Here is a 21159-nt window from a genome sequence, read left to right on the forward strand (position 1 = left end):
AGGCAAGGCGTTGCTTGATAAATGTCGTTGTTGAGAATGATTATTGTTCGTACAATGGCCGCCATCAGCCGCTGCCGAGCGCAGTCAGCCAACGCTTGCCATCACCGTAGGTTGACCCCGTGTCCTTCCCCCGTTGCTCTGTCGCCGCTCGGCCGGCGCTGCTGTCCATGGCCGTTGCCGTGGCCCTGTTCCCCGCCACCGTATTCGCCGCCGAACCCGAGGCTGGCGAAGCGTCCGCCGATTCGGCGCGCACGCTCGATGCGGTGCACGTCAACGCTTACCGCACCACTTCGCACGCCTCCAGCGCGACCAAGACCGATACCGCCATCGCCGAGACCGCGCAGTCGGTGTCGGTGATCGCCCGTGAGGAGCTGGACGCCCGTGGCGTGCAGAACCTCAACGAGGCCATGCGCTACGTGGCTGGCGTGACCCTGGAAAGCAGCGGCATCGACAACCGCGTCGATGACTTCCGCATCCGTGGCTTCGATGCCGGCAGCTGGTCCAACAACGTCACCGTTGACGGCATGCGCGCGCCGCAGGGCAGCCAGTGGAACCGCACCATGGTCGACAGCTGGAACCTGGAGCGGGTGGAAGTGCTCAAGGGCCCGTCGGCGGTGATGTACGGGCAGGTGGCTCCGGGTGGCATGGTCAACCAGGTCAGCAAGACGCCGACGCCGGACCAGCAGCAGGTACTGCGCCTGGGCATCGACGGCAACGGCCAGTACAACACCGCCTTCGACGTGGGCGCCGGCAGCGACGACAACCGCCACCTGCTGCGTCTGGTGGGCCTGTACCGCGATGGCCAGACCCAGATCGACCACACCGAACAGAAGCACTGGTTCCTGACCCCGAGCTACACCTTCCAGATCGCCGAACGCACGCGCCTGACCCTGCTCGGCCTCTACCAGAAGGACGACGGCGGTTCGACCTACCAGTTCTTGCCGATGGACGGCACGCTGGTGGCCACGCCCTACGGCCACATGAAGAACACCACCTTCATCGGCGAGCCCGGCTGGAACACCTATGACCGCACCATCTGGACCGCCGGTTACCTGTTCGAGCACAGCTTCAACGGCAACTGGACGCTGAGCCAGAGTGCGCGCCATACCGATGTCCAATCCCTGTTCCGCACCGTGGTGACCAATGGCGGCCTCAACGCCGATGGCCGCACCCAGAAGCGGCGTGCCACCTGGGGCGAAGGTGACTCCAAGGGCGATACGGTGGATACGCGCATCACCGGCAAGTTCAGCACCGGCGCGGCCGAGCACACGCTGCTGATCGGCGTGGACTGGCAGAAGGCCGACTGGACCGGCGCGCGCGGGGCGATGCTCAACCCGCGCGACATCGACATCTTCAACCCGGTCTATACCAACTACGTGCCGGTCACCACCAGCATCAGCTACTCCGGTGGCATCAACCGCCAGACCGGTGTGTACCTGCAGGACCAGGTTGCATTGGACAAGTGGCGGCTGACCTTTGGTGGCCGTTATGACTGGACCCGCGACGACACCTGGACCCGCAGCTACACCGTGGCCACCAACCGTTATGGCGCCCGTATTCCGACCCGTGGCGAGGAAGAAGCCTTCAGCGGCAACCTGGGCGTGCTGTACGTGGCCGACAACGGGCTGACCCCGTACCTCAGCTACGCCGAGTCGTTCCAGCCGTCGGGCAGCAACACCAACATGAGCTACACGCTGTCGGCGTTCGACCCGGTGACCGGCAAGCAGTGGGAAGCAGGCATCAAGTACCAGCCGGCGTCCTTCGATGGCCTGTTGACGCTTTCGGCCTACGACCTGCGCCAGCAGAACATCCTCACCAATGATCCGGACCTCACGCACAACACCTGCGGCACCGCCGGCAACAGCCAGTGCCAGGTGCAGGATGGCGAAGGCCGCGTGCGCGGCGTCGAACTGGAAGGCCGCATCACCCCGCTGGAAGGCTTCAGCGTGATCGGTGCTGCCAGCTGGATGGATTCGGAAGTCACCAAGAGCAACAACGGCTACATCGGCAAGCAGCTGGCGATGGTGCCGGACTGGACCGCCGCGTTGTGGGCGGACTACACGTTCCAGGCCGGTGGCCTGGAAGGGCTGAGCCTGGCCGCAGGTGTGCGTTACAACGGCGAAAGCTATGGCGACAGCGCCAACCTGTACCTGATTCCGGGCTACACGCTGTGGGATGCGGCCATCCGTTACGACGTCGGCCATCACGGCCGGGTGGGAACCCAGTTCGCACTCAACGTCAGCAACCTGGCCGACAAGCGTTTTGTCTCGACCTGCGGTGGCGTGTCTTCCTGCTACTACGGCACGGGTCGAACGGTTACTGCCACCGCGCGGTTCAGTTGGTGATGTTGGGTTGAGCGGGTTGCTGGCCGCTTTCCTTTTCCTCTTTCCCCTCTCCCCAACCCCTCTCCCGCAAGGGGAGGGGAGCTCAATTCAGCGCGAACTGAGGCGTTGCCGGTAATTACAGTTTTCAAAGCCCCTTTCCCCTTGCGGGAGAGGGGTTGGGGAGAGGGGCAAAGGACGGGGGAACAAATCCACCCAGCAGCTCCACTCCCAACCTTGCCGGCGCTTCCCAGTGCCAACCTCCGGACCAGAGCGAATGAATGCATTTCATCCCGACCAAGGCGCCGCGCCATGACGCAGTTGCTGGCCATCACCTCCGCCGTCACAGGCTGCCTTGCGGCACTGCTGCTGTACGTTGCCTCGCCGCAACAACAGCTGCGGGGCGCAGGCCCGTGGCCGACGCGCCATGCGTGGTGGCCGGGCAGCGTGCTTGCGCTCGTCTCGTTGCTGGCGATGTGGCAGTTGATGGCACCGCTTGAAGCGATAGCGGCGTGGTTGGTGCTGCTGACGCTGGTGTGGTCGATCGCACCATTCCTGGGCGCGTGGCGAGCCCGCGTACGCGCGCGGAGGGCAGCATGAGCCAGGCGCGCGTGCGGCTGGAAAGCCGCCATTGGTTCGGCAAGACCTGTGCCGGCGTGGTGCTGGGCTTCGGCCTGGCGCTGGCGTTGTCCGGCCTGTTCGCCTGGCTGGGGCCGGACGGCATCGGCGCCGGTGGCGGCAAGAACCAGTTCAACATGTGGCTGATGGCACCGATCTGGGCGGCGGTGCTGTCCTTCGTCTATCTGTTCCGCGACAGCCTGCGCGCATGGTTGTGGCTGGGCGCGGCCAATGTGGTCGCATTCGGATTGTTGTGGTTGACGCGTTGGGTGATGGCGTGAGGACGCAGGCATGAAGATTCGCAGCGACATCATCAAGGTCTACAAGGACGTCCATATCTGGATCGGCATCGTCTGCGGGCTGATGTTGTTCATCGCCTTCTATGCCGGCTCGGTCACCATGTTCGAGAAGCCGCTGGAGCGCTGGGCAACGCCGCCATCGACATTGGCCGCCGCACCGTCGCTGGAGCGCGCCGATGCGCTGGTCGAAGCGGTGCTGGCCGAGCATCCCAAGGCTGCTGCGCGTTACTTCATTTCGGTCAAACCCGGTGCCGACCAGCCGGCGCGCGTGTACTGGCAGGAACGCACTGGCGGCCGTCGTCAGTTCAAGGAATACGCCGCCAGTTTTGCCGCCGATGGCAGCCTGCAGGTGGAGCAGACGCGCAAGGCGCCGGTGGCGCAGCTGGTGGACACGCTGCACCAGCTGGTCGGGCTGCCGTTCCCGGATGCGGTGGCGCGGCCGATCATGGGCGCGGTGGCATTGGCCTATGCAGTGGCATTGATCTCGGGCCTGATCGTGCTGCTGCCGACGCTGACCAAGGACGTGTTCGCGCTGCGCATCGGCAAGAACATCAAGCGCATGTGGCTGGACGCGCACAACGCGCTGGGCTTGTTCAGCCTGCCGTTCCACCTGGTGATCGCGCTGACCAGCGTGGTGTTCGCCTTCCATGACCAGTTCTACGACGCGCAGGGCGCGGTGGTGTACCCGGAGGGCATCGAATGGAGTGAAGAACACGATGACGCGCCCACCGGTGCACGCGTGTTGCCGGCGGCCGAACTGCTGCGCCGGGTGGAAGTGCAGTTGCCCGGTTTCGACGTGCAGGGCTTTGGTTTCCAGCGCAAGGACGGGCATGTCGAGGCGACGGTAACCGGGCTGGACGTGCGCCACGGCACGCGCGCGCGGCTGTACGCCAGCACGCATCTGGACCCGTACAGCGGGCAGGTGGACCCGCATGATCTGCCCGGCCACATGTCCGCCTGGGATGAATCGGTCAATGCGTTCTTCATGCTGCATTTCGGCAGCTTCGGTGGTAACCCGGTGCGCTGGTTGTACGTGCTGATGGGCCTGGCCGGCGCGGCGCTGTTCTACACCGGCAACCTGCTGTGGGTGGAATCGCGGCGGCGCAAGCGCAAGGGGCCGGAGACGCCCGCGCAGAAACGCTCGGGCTGGGTGCTGGGCTGCCTGACGGTGGGCGTGTCATTGGGGTGCGTGGCCGGCATTTCCGCCAGCCTCGCCGCAACCAAATGGTTGCCTGCGTTGGTGGCGGATCTGAAGGCGTGGCACACCGGCATCTACTACGCGGTGTTCGTGGCCGCGATCGCTTGGGCGTTCCTGCGCGGCGCATCACGCGGTGCGGTGGAGCTGCTGTGGGCCAGTGCGGTGTTCACCCTGGCGATTCCGTTGTCGAGCCTGGCCGGCGTGTGGGGCATCGGCGGTGCATGGAGCCATGCCGGCAGCTGGCCGGTGGATGTGACCGCGCTGTTGTCGGTGCCGGTGATGTTGTACATCGCCCAGCGCACGCGCCTGCGCTTGCAGCAGGGCCATACCGACAGCGTCTGGGCGCAGACCAGCCCCAACCCCCTGTAGAGCGCAGCCCCGCTTTGCTCCTCCCCTTTGGCGTAGCCAAGGGGGAGGTTGGGAGGGGGTAGCTCTTGCCCTTTGCTCCGCTCCCTCCTTTTGGCAGAGGGCCAAGGGGAGGGTGAGGGGTATAGCTTGTGCTTCTTGCGGTGAGGTGGGGTTGCCACTGAAAGCACCCCTCCCCAACCCTCCCCTTCGCTACGCGAAAGGGAGGGAGCAGGACCCGGTGTGCTGTGGCCTTCGTGGGCAGCGGCTCAGACGTCGCCGTCGCTGGCCCAGCCTTCGCCGCTGCCGCGCTGGAACACGCGGTCATCGTCCTGCACCTCACCGGCCGGAAAATGCGCCTGCGAGGCCAGCCGTTCGTAGATCGGGGTGAAGTCCGGCTCGGTGGCTGCCATCAACTGGTCGAAACCTTCGATGACGAAGTAGCTCTTCTGGAACGTGTCGATGCGGTAGCGGGTGCGCATGATCCGCTCAAGGTCAAAGCCGATCCGATTGGGCGCGGCTGATTCCAGCGAGTACAGCGATTCGCCCTTGGACGAGACGATGCCGGCGCCATAGATGCGCAGCCCGTCGGCGGTGTTGATCAGGCCGAACTCCACCGTGTACCAGTACAGACGGGTCAGGTTCTGCAACGCCTCCGGGCCGATCGCATGCGCCTTGACCCCGCCACGGCCGTAGGCGGCCATGTAGTCGGCGAACACCGGGTTCATCAGCAGCGGCACGTGGCCGAACAGATCATGGAACAGGTCCGGTTCGGCGATGTAATCAATCTGGTCCGGGCGGCGGATCCACCACGTCACCGGGAAACGGCGGTTGGCCAGGTGATCGAAGAAATCCAGTTCCGGCAACAGGCCTTCCACGCCGACCAGGGTCCAGCCGGTGGCGGCGCCCAGCACTTCGTTGAGCTGGTCGAAGCGCGGAATCATGTGCTCGCTCATACCCATCTCGTCCTGGGCGTCCAGGAACTCCTGGCAGGCACGGCCGACCAGCAGCTCGCGCTGGCGCTGGTACAGCGTGCTCCAGGTGGCATGGTCATCGGCGCTGTAGCTGTCCCACGGCTGCTCCACCACGGCCGTGGTATAGACCGGCACGTAACCCTTGTCGGTCTGTTGATGTTCGACGCGGCGCGGGTTGGCTTCCATGGCGGCAGCTCCTGAAGGGAATAGATAACCGCATGGTAGGAAGCCTGCCGCGCAAGAGGTTTGCGAAATTGCGCCGCCAGCGGTTCTTGGCGCAATATTGTTGCGTCAATTCAATGTTGCGGAGCAACAAAGATGGCTTCAGTCACGCTTGATCGCACGGATCTGCGGCTTCTGGCCGAGATACAGCAGCATGGGCGCGCCACCAATGCCGAGCTGGCAGCGCGGGTGAACCTTTCGCCATCGGCGTGCCTGCGCCGGGTGCAGCGGCTGGAAGCGGAGGGTGTCATCGCCGGCTACGGTGCGCGGCTGGAGCCAAGGGCGATTGGTCTTGGCCTGCAGGCATTCGTGCGGGTGCAGTTGTCCAAGCACGGGCAGGCGGCCATCAACCATTTCGTCGAGGCCGTGCAGTTGTGGGATGAAGTGGTGGCCTGCCACGCGCTCACCGGCGACATGGATTACCTGCTGCACGTCTACGTGCGCGACCTGGACCACTTCTCGGCATTCCTGCTCGACAAGCTGCTCGATGCGGCCGGCGTGGCCGACGTCAATTCCAGCTTCGTGTTGCGCACGGTCAAGGAGTTCCGCGCGCTGCCGTTGTCGCAGTTGGGGCGGGTTTGAGCTTGCCCCTTTCCTGACGGAAGAAAGTGCCCCGGCTCCGCCCTTCTCCCGATGGGAGAAGGTGCTACGGCTCCCTCCCTTTGGCCATGGGCCAAGGGGAGGGTTGGGGAGGGGGCTTTTCGCGGTGATTTCATCCACTGCGCGGAACCCAGGGCGACCCCCTCCCAACCTCCCCCTTGGCTACGCCAAAGGGGAGGAGCGTGAAGCATCAAAGCGCCTGCGCGCTGCAGTTCTTCTCGACGCCACGCAGCTTCTCCAAGCGGCTGCGACGGTCCCGGCAAGCTCCTGGCGAGAGAAGGCGCTACGGCCCCCTCCCTTTGGCCATGGGCCAAGGGGAGGGCTGGGGAGGGGTGCTTTTCGCGGTGATTTCATCCACTGCGCGGAACCCAGGTTGACCCCCTCCCAACCTCCCCCTTGGCTACGCCAAAGGGGAGGAGCGTGAAGCATCAACGCGCCTGCGCACTGCAATTCTTTTTGACGCCACGCAGCTTTATCCAGGCGGCTGCGGCTGTCCCGGCAACCTCCTGACGAGAGAAGGCGCTACGGCCCCCTCCCTTTGGCCAAGGGCCAAGGGCCAAGGGGAGGAGCGTGAAGCATCAACGCGCCTGCGCGCTGCAATTCTTCTCGACGCCACGCAGCTTCTCCAGGCGGCTGCGGCTGTCCTGGCAGCGCTGATGCGCTTCAGCCTGTGCAGCGGCGTTGCGCGCTTCAGCGGTGCGGACCGCTGCGGTCTGTGCCTGCTGCAAGCGGGCGACGCCAGCGCGGATCTGCGGCATTGCCGCCATCGCGGCCTTCTCGCCTTCCAGAATCGCGCGGCCACGCTGTTCGAAATCGGCTGCGCCGATGTCCAGCACCGCCGGGCGGATCACCACGTCGGCGCGGCCCAGCTCCTGCTCGCCCAGGCGCTGGCCCATGATGGTGATGGACTGGTTCACCGCACCCAGCAGACCGCTCGGGCGCTGGCCGCTGGCACGGCTGGAGATATCCACCGCGATGACGAACTCGGCGCCCAGCTGGCGCGCCGCATCCACCGGCACCGGGCTGACCACACCACCGTCCACATAGGTTTTGCCGCCGATGCTCACCGGTTCGAACACGCCGGGGATGGAACTGGAAGCACGCACCGCCTGGCCGACGTTGCCGCGCACGAACACCGCGCGGTCACCGGTTTCCAGTTGCGTGGCCACCGCTGCAAACGGCTTGCGCAGCTGCTCGGCAGGCTTGTTGCCGACCTGTGCGTTGACGTAGTCCTGCAGCTTCTGGCCCTGGACCAGGCCACCGGAAAACAGGCGCAGGTCGCGGATGCTGGCTTCGTCCAGGGCCACGGCCTTCTGCTGCATCTGGAAGGCGTTCATGCCGCTGGCATAGAGCGCGCCGACCACGCTGCCGGCGCTGGTGCCGGACACCACCACTGGCTCGAAGCCGTTGGCTTCAAGCATCTTGATCACGCCGATATGGGCAAAGCCCTTGGCCGCGCCGCCGCCCAGCGCCACGCCGATCTTCACCGGCTTGACCGGTGTGGCCGGTCGCACCGCCTGCGGCGGGGTGGGCTTGGTGTTCTCGCCACCACAGGCCGCCAGCAGGCCAAACAGCGAAAGGGACAACAACAGGCGAGCGTTGCGCGGCTTCATGATGAATAGGGGGGCTTGGAAAGGGCGCCAGCATAGCGCTTTGCGGGCCGGCGGCAGCGTCGCGGCGTGGTTGCCGTTTAGGCGCGGCTGCAACAGCCATCGCGGCGTGTCGTGCCGGCCCCGGTGCACGGCCGCCTGAAGCTGCGCACCGCAGGCATGCAGGGGCGGCGTAAGCCGCGAAACCACCCATGCCGCTGCCGAACAACCTTGCAGTTGCGGATGGCCCAGCGGCCTCAACCTCGACCAGCATCGCGGCTTGCGCCGATCCTACGGTGCCGTCGAGGTTCCATGCGCAAGCGGTGTCCTGCATCGGCGCGGGGATGAAGACAGGAACGCAAAAGAGAACGGCAGGCGCTTCGCGCCTGCCGTCGTGTACTCATCGCACTACAGCGCGCTCAGAACTTGTTGTCGCCATCGAGCAGTCGGCCCAGGCCGCCCAGTACCGAACCTTCGCCGCGGCTCTGGCCACCGCCCTGCGGGGCGGCGGCGAACATGCGCCCGGCCAGGCGCGAGAACGGCAGCGACTGCAGCCACACCTTGCCCGGGCCGGTGAGGGTGGCCAGGAACACGCCTTCGCCGCCGAAGAACATGCTCTTCAGGCCGGCCACGCGACGCACTTCCATGTCCACGCCGGCGTGGTAGGCCACCACGCAGCCGGTGTCCACGTCGATGCGTTCGCCAGCGGCCAGTTCGCGCTCGACCACGCAACCACCGGCGTGCACGAACACCCAGCCGTCACCTTCGAGCTTCTGCATGATGAAACCTTCGCCACCGAACAGGCCGGTCATCACCTTGCGCTGCAGGTGCACCCCGACCTGCACGCCACGCGCGCCGGCCAGGAAGCTGTCCTTCTGGCAGATCAACTTGCCGCCATGCTGGTCCAGCTTCATCGCCAGCACCGTGCCGGGGTAGGGCGCGGCGAAAGCGACCTTGGCCTTGCCCTGGCCGGTGTGGGTGAAGACCGTGGCAAACAGGCTCTCGCCGGTGATCACGCGCTTGCCGGCGGACATCAGCTTGTCCATGAAACCGCCGCCCTGGCCTTCGTGGCGGCCGTCGCCGAACACGGTGTCCATCTGCACGGTGGAGTCCTTGAACATCAGCGCGCCGGCCTCGGCGATGGCACTCTCGCCCGGGTCCAGTTCGATTTCGACGAACTGCATTTCATGGCCGACGATGCGGAAGTCGATGTCGTCTGCGCGGTTGCGGTTGCCACCGACCGGCGGTGGCACCGGCGGCGGTGCGGCCTGGCCACCGAGTTCCGGCACCTGGCCCACGGCCTGCCAGCCCTGCATGCCCTCGCGCCAGGCCAGCGCCTGGCGATTGGCCTGGGCGTACTGGCGGGCGGCAGCCTCATCCAGTGGGCCGACGCGGTCGGCCTGGCCGGGGACATGGAAATACCACTGGGTCATGACAGATCGCCTGGGATTGGGAAAGGGCTCCAAGTCTATGCGGGCCGGGGCCGCTTTCACCCCTGACAGGCGTCATGTGGCTTAACGTGCCCGTGTTTGCGATGTGAATGTTGTACTGCAACAATCGTGTGCTAGGCGCAGTTCCCCATCACCCACACCAGGTCCCTCTCCGCCATGTCCCCGACTCGAATCGTCCGCGGCCGTTTTCCGGCTGCGCATCCGCTGTTTGTCGCTGTTCTTGCCGTCCTCCCGTTTACCGCCGCCGCGCAGGACGCCGCCCCGGCCAAGGATGCCGTCGCTCTGGACACGTTGCAGGTCACCGCGCAGCGTCGTGTGGAAAATGCCAAGGACGTGCCGGTTTCGATCACCGCCATCCAGGGCGAGAAGCTGGATGTGATCGGTTCGGCCGGTGACGACATCCGCTTCCTGTCCGCGCGCGTGCCCAGCCTCAACATCGAGTCGTCCTACGGCCGTGCGTTTCCGCGCTTCTATATTCGTGGCCTGGGCAACACCGACTTCGACCTCAACGCCTCGCAGCCGGTATCGCTGGTGTATGACGACGTGGTGCAGGAAAGCCCGCTGCTGAAGGGCTTCCCGCTGTTCGACCTGGCCGGCGTGGAAGTGCTGCGCGGCCCGCAGGGCACGCTGTTCGGCCGCAACACCCCGGCCGGTGTGGTCAAGTTCGATTCGGCCCGTCCCTCGCAGGACGCCGATGGCTACCTCAAGGTCGGCTACGGCAGCTACAACACCTGGAACACCCAGGGCGCCTACGGCGGCCCGCTGACCGATCGCTGGTCGGCACGCGTGTCGGCGCTGTACCAGCGCCGCGACGATTACGTCGACAACACCGTGGCCAATGCGCCCAACGATGGCTTCGAAGGCTATGACGAAGCCGCCGCCCGCGTGCAGTTCCTGTACGAAGGCGACCAGTTCGAAGGCCTGTTCAACCTGCACAAGCGCAAGCTCAACGGCACCGCACGCCTGTTCCGCGCCAACATCATCGAGAAGGGCAGCAACGCGCTGGTGCCCGGCTTCGACCGCGACAAGGTCTCGGTGGACGGCGTCAACTATTCCGAGCTGGAAACCTGGGGCGGCAGCGCCCGCCTGAAGTGGGACCTGGGCAAGGTGTCGCTGTACTCCATCTCCGGTTACGAAACCGCCAAGTCGCAGAATCGTGGTGACATCGATGGCGGTTATGGCGCGGCGTTCCTGCCGGAGTCCGGGCCGGGCTTCATCCCGTTTGCTTCCGAGTCGATGGATGGCCTGCCGGATCATCGCCAGATCACCCAGGAATTCCGTGTGGAGTCCAACGAATGGGGCCGCTTCGACTGGCAGGCCGGCGTGTTCTATTTCGATGAAGACGTCACCATCGACAGCTTCAACTACGACTCGCTGACCCCGGGCAATCCGCAGACCGGCCACGCCGTGCAGAGCCAGCGCAACAAGGCCTGGGCGGTGTTCGCCTCGGGCGATTTCGATGTGACCGACAAGTTCAAGCTGCGTGGTGGCGTGCGCTACACGCAGGACAAGAAGGACTTCACCGCCAGCGTGTTGCAGGCCGTGCCGTTTGGTACGCCGGTCAGCGGCCCGTACATCGCCAACACCGACGTTGACGATGTCAGCTGGGATCTGAGCGGCGTCTACCAGATCACCGACAACCTCAACGTCTATGCGCGCGTAGCCAAGGGCTTCCGCGCACCGTCGATCCAGGGCCGCCTGGCCTTCGGCGGCGTGTCGCAGGCCGATTCGGAGAAGGTGATTTCGTACGAGGCCGGCATCAAGGCCGACCTGTTCGAGCGTCGCGCGCGCCTGGGCTTCAACGTGTTCCGTTACAACGTTGACGGCCAGCAGCTGATCGCGGTGGGCGGCAGCAACAATACCGCCACGCTGCTCAACGCCGACAAGACCATCGGCCAGGGCGCCGAGCTCGATTTCGAGGCCTACCTGACCGACAACGTGCTGCTCACCCTGGGCAGCAGCTACAACGACACCGAGATCAAGGACAAGGATCTGGCGGTGGCGATCTGCGGCGGCGGCTGCACCATCACCGACCCGACCACCGTCATCGGCGGCACCACCTACGCGCTGGTCAACGGCAACGCACTGCCGCAGGCGCCGAAGTGGATCCACAACGTGACCCTGCGTGCCGGTTTCCCGCTGAGCGATTCCAGCGAGCTTTATGCGTACACCGATTGGGCCTACCGCAGCGAGGTCAACTTCTTCCTGTACGAGTCGCCGGAATTCCGTGGCCGTTCGTCGCTGGAAGGCGGCCTGCGCCTGGGCTACAACTGGGCCTACGGCCAGTACGACGTGGCGGCATTCGGTCGCAACCTGACCAACCAGACCCGCGTGGTCGGCGCGATCGACTTCAACAACCTGACCGGCTTCCTCAACGAGCCGCGCACGTATGGCCTGGAGTTCACCGCGAAGTTCTGATCGCCGTTGCAGCGTGATGGATGAAACAGGAAGGGCGCGGAACTCCGCGCCCTTTCTGTTTTCCGGTAGAGCGCAGCCGTGCTGCGCTTTTGTAGCCCCTCTCCCGCCGGAAGCGGGGTTGGGGTGAGGGTGCGATGTCCTGCCGAGGCAGCCGCTTGCCGAGCATCGCTCGGCACTACCGTTGTGCGTCGTGCAGCGCCTTGTGCAGTACGTCGAGCAGCTGCTCGTTGTCGTCCTGGCGCTGTTCCCAGTACATGATGCCGCCCAGCCCATTGCGCTTCACGTACTCGGCCTTGAGGGCCAGCGAGCGCGGGTCCTCGTAGCTGACCATGCGGCGCTCCTTCGGGTTCCACAACCACGGCACCTGCGCCTGCTCGTCCCAATGCTGTTCCCAGTCCGGATTGTTCAGGCGGGTATGGACGATGTCGCGCCAGGAGATGAAGCCACCTTCGCTGCTGAATTTCTGGAAGCGTCCTTGGTTGGCGCTGCCGACGTCACCGAAGGTGCGGCCGTAGAACGGTACGCCGACATTGATCTTTTCGGCCGGCACGCCGGCATCGAGGAAGTACTTCACTGCGCCTTCGGTGGTACGGCCTTCGACCGTGGCCAACGGCGAGGCCGACAGGCCGGCATGGTGGCCGGTGGTCTTGGTCAGGCTGCCGTAGAAGTCGTAGGTCATCAGGTTGATCCAGTCCAGCGACTTGGCGATGCGCGGCAGTTCCAGGCCGGCGGCGGCACGGCCTTCGGCGGCGGCGATGGTCAGCAGGTAGTGGCGCTTGCCCTGGCCCTCGGCATCCAGACGCGCGCGCAGCTGTTCCAGCAGCACGGTGAAATTCTGGCGGTCATCCGGGCTGTGGCTGATGTCGGCGTCACCGAGCGTGGGGTATTCCCAATCGATATCCAGCCCATCCAGTTTGAACTGGTGCATCAGCGCAACGCTGCTGTCGATGAAGCGGGTGCGTGCGGCATCGCTGGCGGCCGCTTCGGAGAAGTTGCCGGCGCCCCAGCCGCCTATCGATAGCACGATCTGCAGCGACGGGTTGTCCGCGCGCTTGCCGACAAGTGCATGCAGGCGTGCCGGGTCGACGTTGTCGGGCAGGTACACGCTGCCATCCGGACGCACCACGGCGAAGGCGAAGTTCACCACATCCAATTTTTCGGCGGTGAGCTGCAACGGTGCGGGGCCGTCCATCACGTAGCCGATCACGCGTGGCGTGCGCGCGTGGGCGAGGGTGGCCAGGCCGAGCAGCGTGATTGCCAGCAGTGCCCGCAGGCGAGGGCGTCGAAGAAGTGCAGGCATGGGATTCCCTTGTGCATGTGGAATCCCGGACTGTAGCGGCAGGGCCATGCTGGCCGCGCGTGCGGTGACGTTGGAAACCAATTGCGGCGGGTGCGCGCGCTGCACTGCCATGCGCGGCATCGGGTTGCGCAAGGCCCTGCCGCGTTGTTGCGGGAACAGCATCCGGCAACAACGCGAGGGCCGCGCGGTATCAGCGCGCTTCGGAGATGTTGGAAGTCAGTGCCGCGGTTTCCGCAGCGCAGTCACGCGGCATTGGCAGATCCAGCGTGCGCGATTGCTCCAGCTCGCGGCGTGCCTTGGCCAGGTCGGCGACGAACTCCGGGTTGTCATGCAGGCGCGCCACCGTGGCCGCGCCCATGAAACGGCCCTGCTGCACATCGCTGTACCAATGCACGTTGCAGACCAGACGGCTGTGGCCGTAGTTGCGGCCACGCTCCAGCAGCGCGGTGGCGTGGTCCGGTGCGATTTCGGCCAGGATCAACGCCCAGGCCCAGCCGATGGCGGTGTGCCCGGACGGATACGAGCCGCTCTTGCGCAGGCCTTCCTCGTCTTCCGGGGTGCAGGTCGGCGCGTTGTTGACCATGAACGGACGCGGGCGCTGGTAATGGGTCTTTGCCGCCTTGGTGGCCGCGCTCGCATCGATGCGGCTGCGTTCGAGCAGGCGATACAGCGTGGGCGCGTGTTTGGCGGTGACCGGGACGCCCAGCGCGCAGCTGAACTGGTCGGCCCCGGCCGGGAACTTCAGGTCGGCATCGGTATGTGCCTGCTGGAAGCGCGCACTGCCGCGCATGCTGATGGCTTCACGGGCGACGGCTTCGTCCAGCTGTGCCCAGGCCGAGCCTGCGGCCGGCGGGGCCGGGCTCAGTGCCAGGCTGTCGGGAATGGCATCGCCATGCAGGTAGCCGCTCACGCCGTGCTTGGCGTCGGCGGTGGGGGCAGGGGAGGAGGAAGGAGTGCTGGAGCAGGCGGCGAGCGCGGCGGCCAGCGCCAGGGCTGCGGTCAGGCGCAGCGGGAATCGGATACGTGACATTGCAGGGACGACAGGGACGGCGGAACGGGCCGGCATCATCGCATCATGGACTAGGGACTGTGTGTGGGGATTAGTCAGCCAATGCACCCCTCCCCAACCCTCCCCTGTGCCTTCGGCGCAAGGGAGGGGGAAGATCGCGTGATCGGCGGAAGCATCAGGCTGCGGCTGTTTGCCCCCTCCCTTGCGCCGAGGGCGCAGGGGAGGGTTGGGGAGGGGTGCGGTTCCCTCATTCCACCCAGGCCGTCAGCCGGCCGGCTTCCTCGCGCACTTCGATCGGGCCACCAAACACCTCCGACAGCGGCGCCGAGCGCAACAGCTCCTCACGCGGGCCATCAGCGAAGATGCGCCCGCCCTTCATCAGCACCACGCGGGCGATTTCCGGAATCACCTCCTCGATGTGGTGGGTGACCAGCACCAGGGTGATGCCCTGCTGGGCCAGGTGGCGCATGGTGTCGATCAGGTGCTGGCGCGAGATCAGGTCCAGCCCGGTGGAGGGCTCGTCCAGCAGCAGCGCCTTGGGCTGGTTGACCAGGGCGCGGGCGATCAGCACGCGGCGGGTCTCGCCGGCCGACAGTTCGGCGTAGCTGCGGCCCAGCAGCGGCAGGGCACGGGCCAGCCCCAGCGCCTCGCGGGCACGCTGACGCATGGCCTCGGTGACGTCACGGTGCGCCGGCACCACGTAGCTGGCGAAGAAGCCGGAAATCACCGCCTCCTCCACGCTCAGCCCCGGCATGTCGGCCAGGTTGCTGGACAGGTCGCCGGTGACGATGCCCAGCTGCGAGCGCAGCCGGTCCACCTGCCAGCGGGTCTGCCCCAGCACCTGCACCGGCACGGGGCCATCGGCGCGTGCCAGCGGATACAACTCGCGCGTGATCAGCTTGATGAATGAGGACTTTCCGCAGCCGTTCGGGCCGAGGATGGCGGTGTGCTGGCCCTGCTCGATGCGCAGGTTCAGTTCATGCAGGACGCGCACCTGGCCGCGCACGACGCAGGCATGGTTCAGCTCGATCAAGGGTGCCGCGATGGCGGCCGGGGCAATGGACATTCAGATGTGAAAGGCAGCTGAGGATTCGACCAACGGATGAGCCGCGGGCGGATGAAGTTTGCAGCGGCAGGCCCCATCATGTGTAGCACTGGTTTCATCTGGCACCGACCTGCCTGGAGTTCTGCAATGTCCGAAGCGCTGCTCACGTTTCTCACCGGTGGCATTGCCGGCCTGGGCTGGTGGGGCATGCTGGCGGTGCTGCTGGTGTTCACCCAGCTCACCATCTTCGCGGTGACCTTGTACCTGCACCGCAGCCAGGCCCATCGCGGCGTGGATTTCCATCCGGTCATCTCCCACTTCTTCCGTTTCTGGGTGTGGCTGACCACCTCGATGATCACCCGCGAGTGGGTGGCCATCCACCGCAAGCACCACGCCAAGGTGGAAACCGAGGACGATCCGCACAGCCCGGTCACCAAGGGCATCGGCCAGGTGTTCTGGCGCGGCGTGGAGCTGTACCGCGAAGCGCGCGCGCAGCGTGCCGATATCGAACAGTACGGGCGCGGTGCGCCGGAGGACTGGGTCGAGCGCCACGTGTACACCCCGCATGCCAACCTTGGCCCGGTGCTGCTGTTCGCGGTCAACACGGTGCTGTTCGGCCTGCCGGGCATCGCCTTGTGGGCGATCCAGATGGCGTGGATTCCGTTCTGGGCGGCGGGCGTGGTCAACGGCCTGGGCCATTGGTGGGGTTACCGCAATTTCGAATCGGCCGACACCTCGACCAACCTGACGCCCTGGGCGTTGTGGATCGGCGGCGAAGAGCTGCACAACAACCACCATGCCTTCCCGAGTTCGGCACGGTTCTCGATGCGGCGCTGGGAGTTCGATATCGGCTGGCAGGCCATCCGCCTGCTGCAGATGCTGCGTCTGGCCAAGGTGCTGCGCGTGGCGCCGACCATGGACATCCGCCCCAACATCGCCGTGCCCGATGCCGACACGCTCAAGGCGTTGCTGTCGCACCGCTTCCAGGCCATGACCGATTACCAGCGCAACGTGTTCGCACCGGCCCTGAAGGAAGAAGCCGCCGCTGCCGGCGCCAAGCTGCGCAAGCTGTTGCCAAGGCGCATGCGCAAGGGCCTGGTCAATGACGGTCGCTGGCTCAAGCCGGCCTGCCGCGAACAGTTGAACCAATGGGTGCAGCAGCGCCCGCGCATCCAGCAGCTGGTCGAACACCGCGCGCGGCTGTCGGCGTTGCTGGAAGCCCGCAGCCACGACGCGGCCGAGCGCCTGCGCCAGCTGCAACAGTGGTGCCAGGAAGCAGAGGCCAGCGGCAGTGCCGCGCTGCAGGCCTATGCGGCGCGCCTGAAGGGCTACTCGCTCAGCGGCGCATGATCGGCCGCTTGATCGCCGCTGGCCTGCTGCTGGTGGCGCTGCCAGTAGCCGCGCAGGTACAGGACACCACTGCGTACCTGCAGCGGATGGATGCCGATGCCGATGGCCGGGTAAGCCCGGACGAATACCTGCAGTGGATGTTCTATGCATTCGACCGCATGGATCGCAATGGCAACGGCGTGCTTGAGGCAGCGGAACAGCCAGGCGGACGTGGCAAGCCGATCACCCGCGAGGAGCAGCGGCAGGTGATCCTGGCGCGTTTTGCCCGGCAGGATGCCGACAGCGATGGTTACCTGAGTGCCCGCGAGTTGATGGCACCACCGCGTTGATGCAACGGCAGCCTGCGATCAGAATGGCGCCCGTCATGCATGCAGGGGATCAAGGATGAAGCCGTTTTTCGCGCCGCTTGTGGCCGCCACGTTGTTCGCCACGCCGGTCATGGCGCTGGCGTTTTCACTGGGCAACAAGCCCTATGTGCAACCGGTGGAAGGCGAGCCGGCGGCCGAGGTGAGCATCGATCCCGGACTTGGCATCGTGGGCGCGCTGAACTTCAACGAGGACGGTTGTTATATCGGCCGTACCGGCGCCGAAACGTTGCGCGTGCATGCACAGCGCAAGGCGCATATGGATGTGCAGATCCGGGATGGCCGCAAGACGTGTACGGTCACCTTCGCTTTCACCCCGCAGGAAGGCCATCAGTACCGGGTGTTGCAGGGCCTGGAGCCATCGCGTGGCGGGCAATGCTCGGTGATGGTGATGGGCAAGGCTGCCGATGGCGCCGACGCGACGGTGGATGTGCAGCCTTTCGAAATGCGCGTGCGTGGCTTTGGTTGCCTGCGCGCCAGCGAGTAAGCCCGCCCGGTTTTACGGGGGCGTAATCATCAGGATTGAGCGATGCCAGAACTCCCCGAAGTAGAAACCACCCGCCGAGGCCTGGAGCCACACCTGCAAGGGCGGCGCATCCACGGCGTGATCCTGCGCCGCCCGGACCTGCGCTGGCCGATCCCGGCGGAGATCGAACAGCAGCTGCCGGGCCAGCGCATCGAAGCGATCCGCCGTCGTGCCAAGTACCTGCTGCTGGATACCGATGCCGGCAGCGCATTGCTGCATCTGGGCATGTCCGGCAGCTTGCGGGTGCTACCCGGCGACACGCCGGTGCGCGCGCATGACCATGTCGACATCAGCCTGGAGGATGGCCGCCTGCTGCGGTTCAACGACCCGCGCCGGTTTGGCTGCCTGTTGTGGCAGCCCGCCGGTGAGACGCACGAGCTGCTGCGCGATCCTGGTCCGGAGCCACTGGACGACGTGTTCGACGGCGACTACCTGTTCCATCGCAGCCGTGGCCGCAGCGCATCGGTGAAGACCTTCCTGATGGACCAGCGCATCGTCGTCGGCGTGGGCAACATCTATGCGGCCGAAAGCCTGTTCATGGCCGGCATCAATCCGTTGCGCGAGGCGGGCAAGGTGTCGCGGGCGCGCTATCAACGCCTGGGCGACGCAGTGAAGGAAATCCTCGGCCACGCCATCACCCGTGGTGGCACCACGCTGCGCGATTTCATCAGCCCGGACGGTGCGCCGGGCTACTTCGAGCAGGAGCTGCTGGTGTACGGCCGCGAAGGCGAGAACTGCAAGCAGTGTGGCCGGCTGCTGCGTTACGCCAGCATCGGCCAGCGGGCGACGGTGTGGTGCGGGTACTGCCAGCGCTGACAGTGGTGGCGGTAGCAGAAGCAGAAGCAGGGCAACGGCACCCCTCCCCAGCCCTCCCCTTGGCTTCGCCAAAGGGAGGGGGCAAAAGCATGGCTGCGCTGCGATCCGCTTGACCCGCAGGAACCATCCCTCCCTTGCGCAGCAGGGGAGGGCTGGGGAGGGGTGCCGTTGCTCTGCTTTGAATCCCCCAGCCACTCACTCCCGAGTTAGTGACGGTATGCCTATCATGCGCAACCTCCCGCTTCGGATGACTGCATGCAACGCCGCGATTTCCTCCGCCGCGCCTCGCTGGCCTTGGCCGCTTTCGGCATTCCGGCGCTGCCGGCCTGTGCCGCCGCCGACAAACAGCTGGGCCTGCGCCGTATCGGCCAACCGCAGCCTTTCGATTTCGCCGCGCTGAAGGGCCAGGCCCGCGCGCTGGCCGCCGCGCCGTACCAGAGCCACAAGCGCGTGCTTCCGGCCGAGCTGGAAGCGCTGGACTGGGACCAGTACCAGTCCATCCGCTACCGCCAGGACCACGCGCTGTGGGCCAACCAGCCGGGCAAGTTCCAGGCCAAGTTCTTCCACCTCGGGCTGTACTTCCATTCGCCGGTGCGGATGTTCGACGTGGCCGACGGCAAGGCACAGGAACTGGCCTACGACGGTGAAGCCTTCGATTACGGCAAGAGCGGCATCCACGGCAAGCGCCTGCCGGCCGACCTCGGCTTTGCCGGCTTCCGGTTGAACACCCGTGCCGATACCGACCGCGACTTCGCCGCCTTCCTTGGCGCGAGCTACTTCCGCGCGGTCGGCAAGGAAGGCCAGTACGGCCAATCCGCGCGCGGCCTGGCGATCGACACCGGCATGGGCAAGCCGGAAGAGTTTCCGGATTTCATCGCCTATTACCTGGAACAGCCCAGCGGTGATTCGAACACGATCATCGTCTACGGCCTGCTTGATTCGCCCAGCGTGGCCGGCGCGTATCGCTTTGCGATCACCAACGGCGACGTGCTGTTGATGGACATCGACAGCGCCCTGTACCCGCGCAAGGAAATCGAGCGCCTGGGCATCGCACCGTGCACCAGCATGTACCAGGTCGGTGAGAACGACCGCCGCATGGATTGGGACTGGCGCCCGGAAATCCATGACACCGACGGCCTGTCGATGTGGACCGGTGCCGGCGAGTGGATCTGGCGGCCGCTGTGCAACCCGGCGCACCTGCGCTTCAACATGTTCGTGGACAACAACCCGCGTGGTTTCGGCCTGCTGCAGCGTGACCGCAACTTCGACCATTACCAGGACGACGGCGTGTTCTACGAGAAGCGCCCGTGCCTGTGGGTGGAGCCGAAGGGGCAGTGGGGCGAGGGTTCGGTGCAACTGGTGGAGATTCCCACGGTTGATGAAACCTTCGACAACATCGTCGCGTTCTGGAACCCCAAGGCCAAGCCGCAGCCGGGCCAGGAGCTGCTGGTCGGCTATCGCCTGTACTGGGGCGCCGAACCGCCGGCACGGCCGCCGCTGGCGCATTGCGTGGCCAGCCGCACCGGCCTGGGCGGGATCATCGGCAAGAAGCGTGAGTATTTCTCATGGCGCTTCGCGGTGGATTTCGAAGGCGGCGAGCTGGCCAGCCTGATCGACAAGGGCGAAGTGGAAGCAGTGGTGGAGACCAGCCGCGGCAAGGTCGAGATCGTCTCGGCGCGGCCGTTGCGCGAGATCAAGGGCTACCGCGCGATGTTCGACCTGGTGCCGCCGGAAGGCAGCTACGACCAGATCGACATCCGCCTGTACCTGCGCAGCGGCGGCAAGACCCTGACCGAGACGTGGTTGTATCAGTACACCCCGCCGGCAGCGGGCGCGCCGGAGCGGACGCTGTATTGATTGGCTTGAGTCTCTGCTTGAAGCACCCCTCCCCAACCTTCCCCTTGGCTGCGCCAAAGGGAGGGAGCAGAAGCGGGGCTTCACTGTGATTCGACCGACCTGCAGAAACCACCCCCTCCCTTTGGCATCGCCAAGGGGAGGGTTGGGGAGGGCTAACGCTTCTGCCCTCCGCACATCACCTCACAACGGCAGCGGCGCCTGCATCGGGTCGATCCGGCCTTCGCCACGGGTGATCTTCTTGAACTCGGCGCGGCTGACCGACACATAACGCTCGTTGCCGCCGATCTCCACCTGCGGGCCGTCCTGCACGGCAAAGCCGTTCTCGTCCACGCGCACGGTCATCGTGGCCTTCTTGCCGCTGTGGCAGATGGTCTTGATCTCCTGCATCTCGTCGGCCCAGGCCAGCAGGTACTGGCTGCCTTCGAACAATTCGCCACGGAAATCGGTGCGCAGGCCGTAGCACAGCACCGGGATGCGCAGTTCGTCGACCACTTCGGACAATTGCCACACCTGTGCCTTGCTCAGGAACTGTGCCTCGTCCACCAGCACGCAGCCGAGCTTGCCGTGCTGGGCGATGTCACGTTCGATCAGCTTCTGCAGGTCGGTATCGCGCTCGAACGCGGTGGCTTCGGCCTGCAGGCCGATCCGCGAGGCGACCACGCCGGTGCCGGCACGGTGGTCCAGGCGCGGGGTCAGCAGGGCCACCCGCATGCCGCGCTCACGGTAGTTGTGCGCGGACTGGAGCAGGGTGGTGGTCTTGCCGGCGTTCATCGCCGAATAATAGAAATAGAGCTTTGCCATGCCGCATTTTAACGCGGCAACGCAAGCGGGTGCCGACCGGTAATGCGGGTGCAAG

At 65.8% G+C, this 21159-nt stretch carries 18 protein-coding genes; 11 read left to right on the forward strand and 7 right to left on the reverse strand.

Annotated elements, in window-relative coordinates:
- The first annotated feature begins 167 nt into the window (after nucleotides 1-167).
- From LR961_RS17240 to LR961_RS17255, 4 genes are all read left to right on the forward strand, one after another.
- The gene (locus tag LR961_RS17240; RefSeq protein ID WP_232151205.1) at nucleotides 168-2345 is read left to right on the forward strand and encodes a TonB-dependent siderophore receptor; all 2178 of its coding nucleotides are present in this window, start codon (nucleotides 168-170) and stop codon (nucleotides 2343-2345) included.
- Between the two features lie 288 nt (nucleotides 2346-2633).
- The gene (locus LR961_RS17245) at nucleotides 2634-2921 is read left to right on the forward strand and encodes a hypothetical protein (RefSeq protein WP_232151206.1); all 288 of its coding nucleotides are present in this window, start codon (nucleotides 2634-2636) and stop codon (nucleotides 2919-2921) included.
- Entirely contained in the window at nucleotides 2918-3220 is a 303-nt protein-coding gene (locus tag LR961_RS17250; RefSeq protein WP_232151207.1) for a hypothetical protein, read from the forward strand. The genes LR961_RS17245 and LR961_RS17250 overlap by 4 nt, the downstream gene beginning before the upstream one ends.
- A 10-nt stretch (nucleotides 3221-3230) precedes the next feature.
- A complete protein-coding gene (locus LR961_RS17255; RefSeq protein ID WP_232151208.1) occupies nucleotides 3231-4805 on the forward strand; it encodes a PepSY-associated TM helix domain-containing protein in 1575 nt (524 codons plus the stop codon).
- Nucleotides 4806-5050: 245 nt separating this feature from the next.
- Here the strand turns inward: LR961_RS17255 and phhA are convergent, their stop codons facing one another.
- Nucleotides 5051-5941 carry a phenylalanine 4-monooxygenase gene (gene phhA / locus LR961_RS17260; RefSeq protein WP_232151209.1) on the reverse strand — a complete coding sequence of 297 codons (891 nt, stop codon included), beginning with the start codon at nucleotides 5939-5941 and terminating at the stop codon, nucleotides 5051-5053.
- Nucleotides 5942-6073: 132 nt separating this feature from the next.
- Between phhA and LR961_RS17265 the strand changes: the two genes are divergently transcribed.
- Complete coding sequence (locus tag LR961_RS17265; protein ID WP_232151210.1) at nucleotides 6074-6559, forward strand: Lrp/AsnC family transcriptional regulator; 486 nt, start codon at nucleotides 6074-6076, stop codon at nucleotides 6557-6559.
- 596 nt (nucleotides 6560-7155) lie between these two features.
- Here LR961_RS17265 and LR961_RS17270 read toward each other — a convergent pair.
- Both LR961_RS17270 and LR961_RS17275 read right to left on the reverse strand, forming a co-directional pair.
- A complete protein-coding gene (locus LR961_RS17270) occupies nucleotides 7156-8190 on the reverse strand; it encodes a patatin-like phospholipase family protein (RefSeq protein ID WP_232151211.1) in 1035 nt (344 codons plus the stop codon).
- Between the two features lie 395 nt (nucleotides 8191-8585).
- Nucleotides 8586-9599, reverse strand: coding sequence for a TIGR00266 family protein (locus tag LR961_RS17275; protein WP_232151212.1), 1014 nt, complete (start codon nucleotides 9597-9599; stop codon nucleotides 8586-8588).
- 174 nt (nucleotides 9600-9773) lie between these two features.
- Here LR961_RS17275 and LR961_RS17280 point away from each other — a divergent pair, with 174 nt between their 5' ends.
- Nucleotides 9774-12035 (forward strand): TonB-dependent receptor, encoded by a 2262-nt coding sequence (locus tag LR961_RS17280; RefSeq protein ID WP_232151213.1) that lies wholly within the window; start codon nucleotides 9774-9776, stop codon nucleotides 12033-12035.
- A gap of 175 nt (nucleotides 12036-12210) precedes the next feature.
- Here the strand turns inward: LR961_RS17280 and LR961_RS17285 are convergent, their stop codons facing one another.
- The 3 genes from LR961_RS17285 to LR961_RS17295 form a co-directional block, all read right to left on the reverse strand.
- Complete coding sequence (locus tag LR961_RS17285; protein WP_232151214.1) at nucleotides 12211-13335, reverse strand: glycoside hydrolase family 18 protein; 1125 nt, start codon at nucleotides 13333-13335, stop codon at nucleotides 12211-12213.
- A gap of 190 nt (nucleotides 13336-13525) precedes the next feature.
- The gene (locus LR961_RS17290; RefSeq protein ID WP_232151215.1) at nucleotides 13526-14365 is read right to left on the reverse strand and encodes a phosphatase PAP2 family protein; all 840 of its coding nucleotides are present in this window, start codon (nucleotides 14363-14365) and stop codon (nucleotides 13526-13528) included.
- A 226-nt stretch (nucleotides 14366-14591) separates the two neighbouring features.
- Nucleotides 14592-15410, reverse strand: a complete 819-nt coding sequence (locus LR961_RS17295; RefSeq protein WP_232151216.1) for an ATP-binding cassette domain-containing protein — start codon at nucleotides 15408-15410, stop codon at nucleotides 14592-14594.
- Between the two features lie 126 nt (nucleotides 15411-15536).
- Between LR961_RS17295 and LR961_RS17300 the strand changes: the two genes are divergently transcribed.
- The 5 genes from LR961_RS17300 (at nucleotide 15537) to LR961_RS17320 (ending at nucleotide 20303) form a co-directional block, all read left to right on the forward strand.
- Nucleotides 15537-16739, forward strand: coding sequence for a fatty acid desaturase (locus LR961_RS17300; RefSeq protein WP_232151217.1), 1203 nt, complete (start codon nucleotides 15537-15539; stop codon nucleotides 16737-16739).
- A complete protein-coding gene (locus tag LR961_RS17305) occupies nucleotides 16736-17068 on the forward strand; it encodes a hypothetical protein (protein ID WP_232151218.1) in 333 nt (110 codons plus the stop codon). The genes LR961_RS17300 and LR961_RS17305 overlap by 4 nt, the downstream gene beginning before the upstream one ends.
- A gap of 55 nt (nucleotides 17069-17123) precedes the next feature.
- Nucleotides 17124-17591 carry a hypothetical protein gene (locus LR961_RS17310; RefSeq protein WP_232151219.1) on the forward strand — a complete coding sequence of 156 codons (468 nt, stop codon included), beginning with the start codon at nucleotides 17124-17126 and terminating at the stop codon, nucleotides 17589-17591.
- Between the two features lie 42 nt (nucleotides 17592-17633).
- Nucleotides 17634-18446, forward strand: coding sequence for a bifunctional DNA-formamidopyrimidine glycosylase/DNA-(apurinic or apyrimidinic site) lyase (gene mutM / locus LR961_RS17315; RefSeq protein WP_232151220.1), 813 nt, complete (start codon nucleotides 17634-17636; stop codon nucleotides 18444-18446).
- A 255-nt stretch (nucleotides 18447-18701) separates the two neighbouring features.
- Nucleotides 18702-20303, forward strand: coding sequence for a glucan biosynthesis protein D (locus LR961_RS17320; RefSeq protein WP_232151221.1), 1602 nt, complete (start codon nucleotides 18702-18704; stop codon nucleotides 20301-20303).
- A gap of 180 nt (nucleotides 20304-20483) precedes the next feature.
- On the opposite strand, the gene LR961_RS17325 is transcribed toward LR961_RS17320, so the two are convergent.
- A complete protein-coding gene (locus tag LR961_RS17325; RefSeq protein WP_232151222.1) occupies nucleotides 20484-21104 on the reverse strand; it encodes a thymidine kinase in 621 nt (206 codons plus the stop codon).
- Between the last annotated feature and the right edge of the window lie 55 nt (nucleotides 21105-21159).

Origin of the sequence: Stenotrophomonas sp. SY1, from assembly GCF_021202945.1 — a bacterium.
GTDB lineage: Bacteria > Pseudomonadota > Gammaproteobacteria > Xanthomonadales > Xanthomonadaceae > Stenotrophomonas.

Excerpts from the sequence above, each read along its gene's own strand:
- LR961_RS17240 (WP_232151205.1), top strand. The coding sequence starts at position 168 with ATGGCCGTTGCCGTGGCCCTGTTCCCCGCCACCGTATTCGCCGCCGAA.
- LR961_RS17245 (WP_232151206.1), top strand. The coding sequence starts at position 2,634 with ATGACGCAGTTGCTGGCCATCACCTCCGCCGTCACAGGCTGCCTTGCG.
- LR961_RS17250 (WP_232151207.1), top strand. The coding sequence starts at position 2,918 with ATGAGCCAGGCGCGCGTGCGGCTGGAAAGCCGCCATTGGTTCGGCAAG.
- LR961_RS17255 (WP_232151208.1), top strand. The coding sequence starts at position 3,231 with ATGAAGATTCGCAGCGACATCATCAAGGTCTACAAGGACGTCCATATC.
- phhA (WP_232151209.1), bottom strand. The coding sequence starts at position 5,941 with ATGGAAGCCAACCCGCGCCGCGTCGAACATCAACAGACCGACAAGGGT.
- LR961_RS17265 (WP_232151210.1), top strand. The coding sequence starts at position 6,074 with ATGGCTTCAGTCACGCTTGATCGCACGGATCTGCGGCTTCTGGCCGAG.
- LR961_RS17270 (WP_232151211.1), bottom strand. The coding sequence starts at position 8,190 with ATGAAGCCGCGCAACGCTCGCCTGTTGTTGTCCCTTTCGCTGTTTGGC.
- LR961_RS17275 (WP_232151212.1), bottom strand. The coding sequence starts at position 9,599 with ATGACCCAGTGGTATTTCCATGTCCCCGGCCAGGCCGACCGCGTCGGC.
- LR961_RS17280 (WP_232151213.1), top strand. The coding sequence starts at position 9,774 with ATGTCCCCGACTCGAATCGTCCGCGGCCGTTTTCCGGCTGCGCATCCG.
- LR961_RS17285 (WP_232151214.1), bottom strand. The coding sequence starts at position 13,335 with ATGCCTGCACTTCTTCGACGCCCTCGCCTGCGGGCACTGCTGGCAATC.
- LR961_RS17290 (WP_232151215.1), bottom strand. The coding sequence starts at position 14,365 with ATGTCACGTATCCGATTCCCGCTGCGCCTGACCGCAGCCCTGGCGCTG.
- LR961_RS17295 (WP_232151216.1), bottom strand. The coding sequence starts at position 15,410 with ATGTCCATTGCCCCGGCCGCCATCGCGGCACCCTTGATCGAGCTGAAC.
- LR961_RS17300 (WP_232151217.1), top strand. The coding sequence starts at position 15,537 with ATGTCCGAAGCGCTGCTCACGTTTCTCACCGGTGGCATTGCCGGCCTG.
- LR961_RS17305 (WP_232151218.1), top strand. The coding sequence starts at position 16,736 with ATGATCGGCCGCTTGATCGCCGCTGGCCTGCTGCTGGTGGCGCTGCCA.
- LR961_RS17310 (WP_232151219.1), top strand. The coding sequence starts at position 17,124 with ATGAAGCCGTTTTTCGCGCCGCTTGTGGCCGCCACGTTGTTCGCCACG.
- mutM (WP_232151220.1), top strand. The coding sequence starts at position 17,634 with ATGCCAGAACTCCCCGAAGTAGAAACCACCCGCCGAGGCCTGGAGCCA.
- LR961_RS17320 (WP_232151221.1), top strand. The coding sequence starts at position 18,702 with ATGCAACGCCGCGATTTCCTCCGCCGCGCCTCGCTGGCCTTGGCCGCT.
- LR961_RS17325 (WP_232151222.1), bottom strand. The coding sequence starts at position 21,104 with ATGGCAAAGCTCTATTTCTATTATTCGGCGATGAACGCCGGCAAGACC.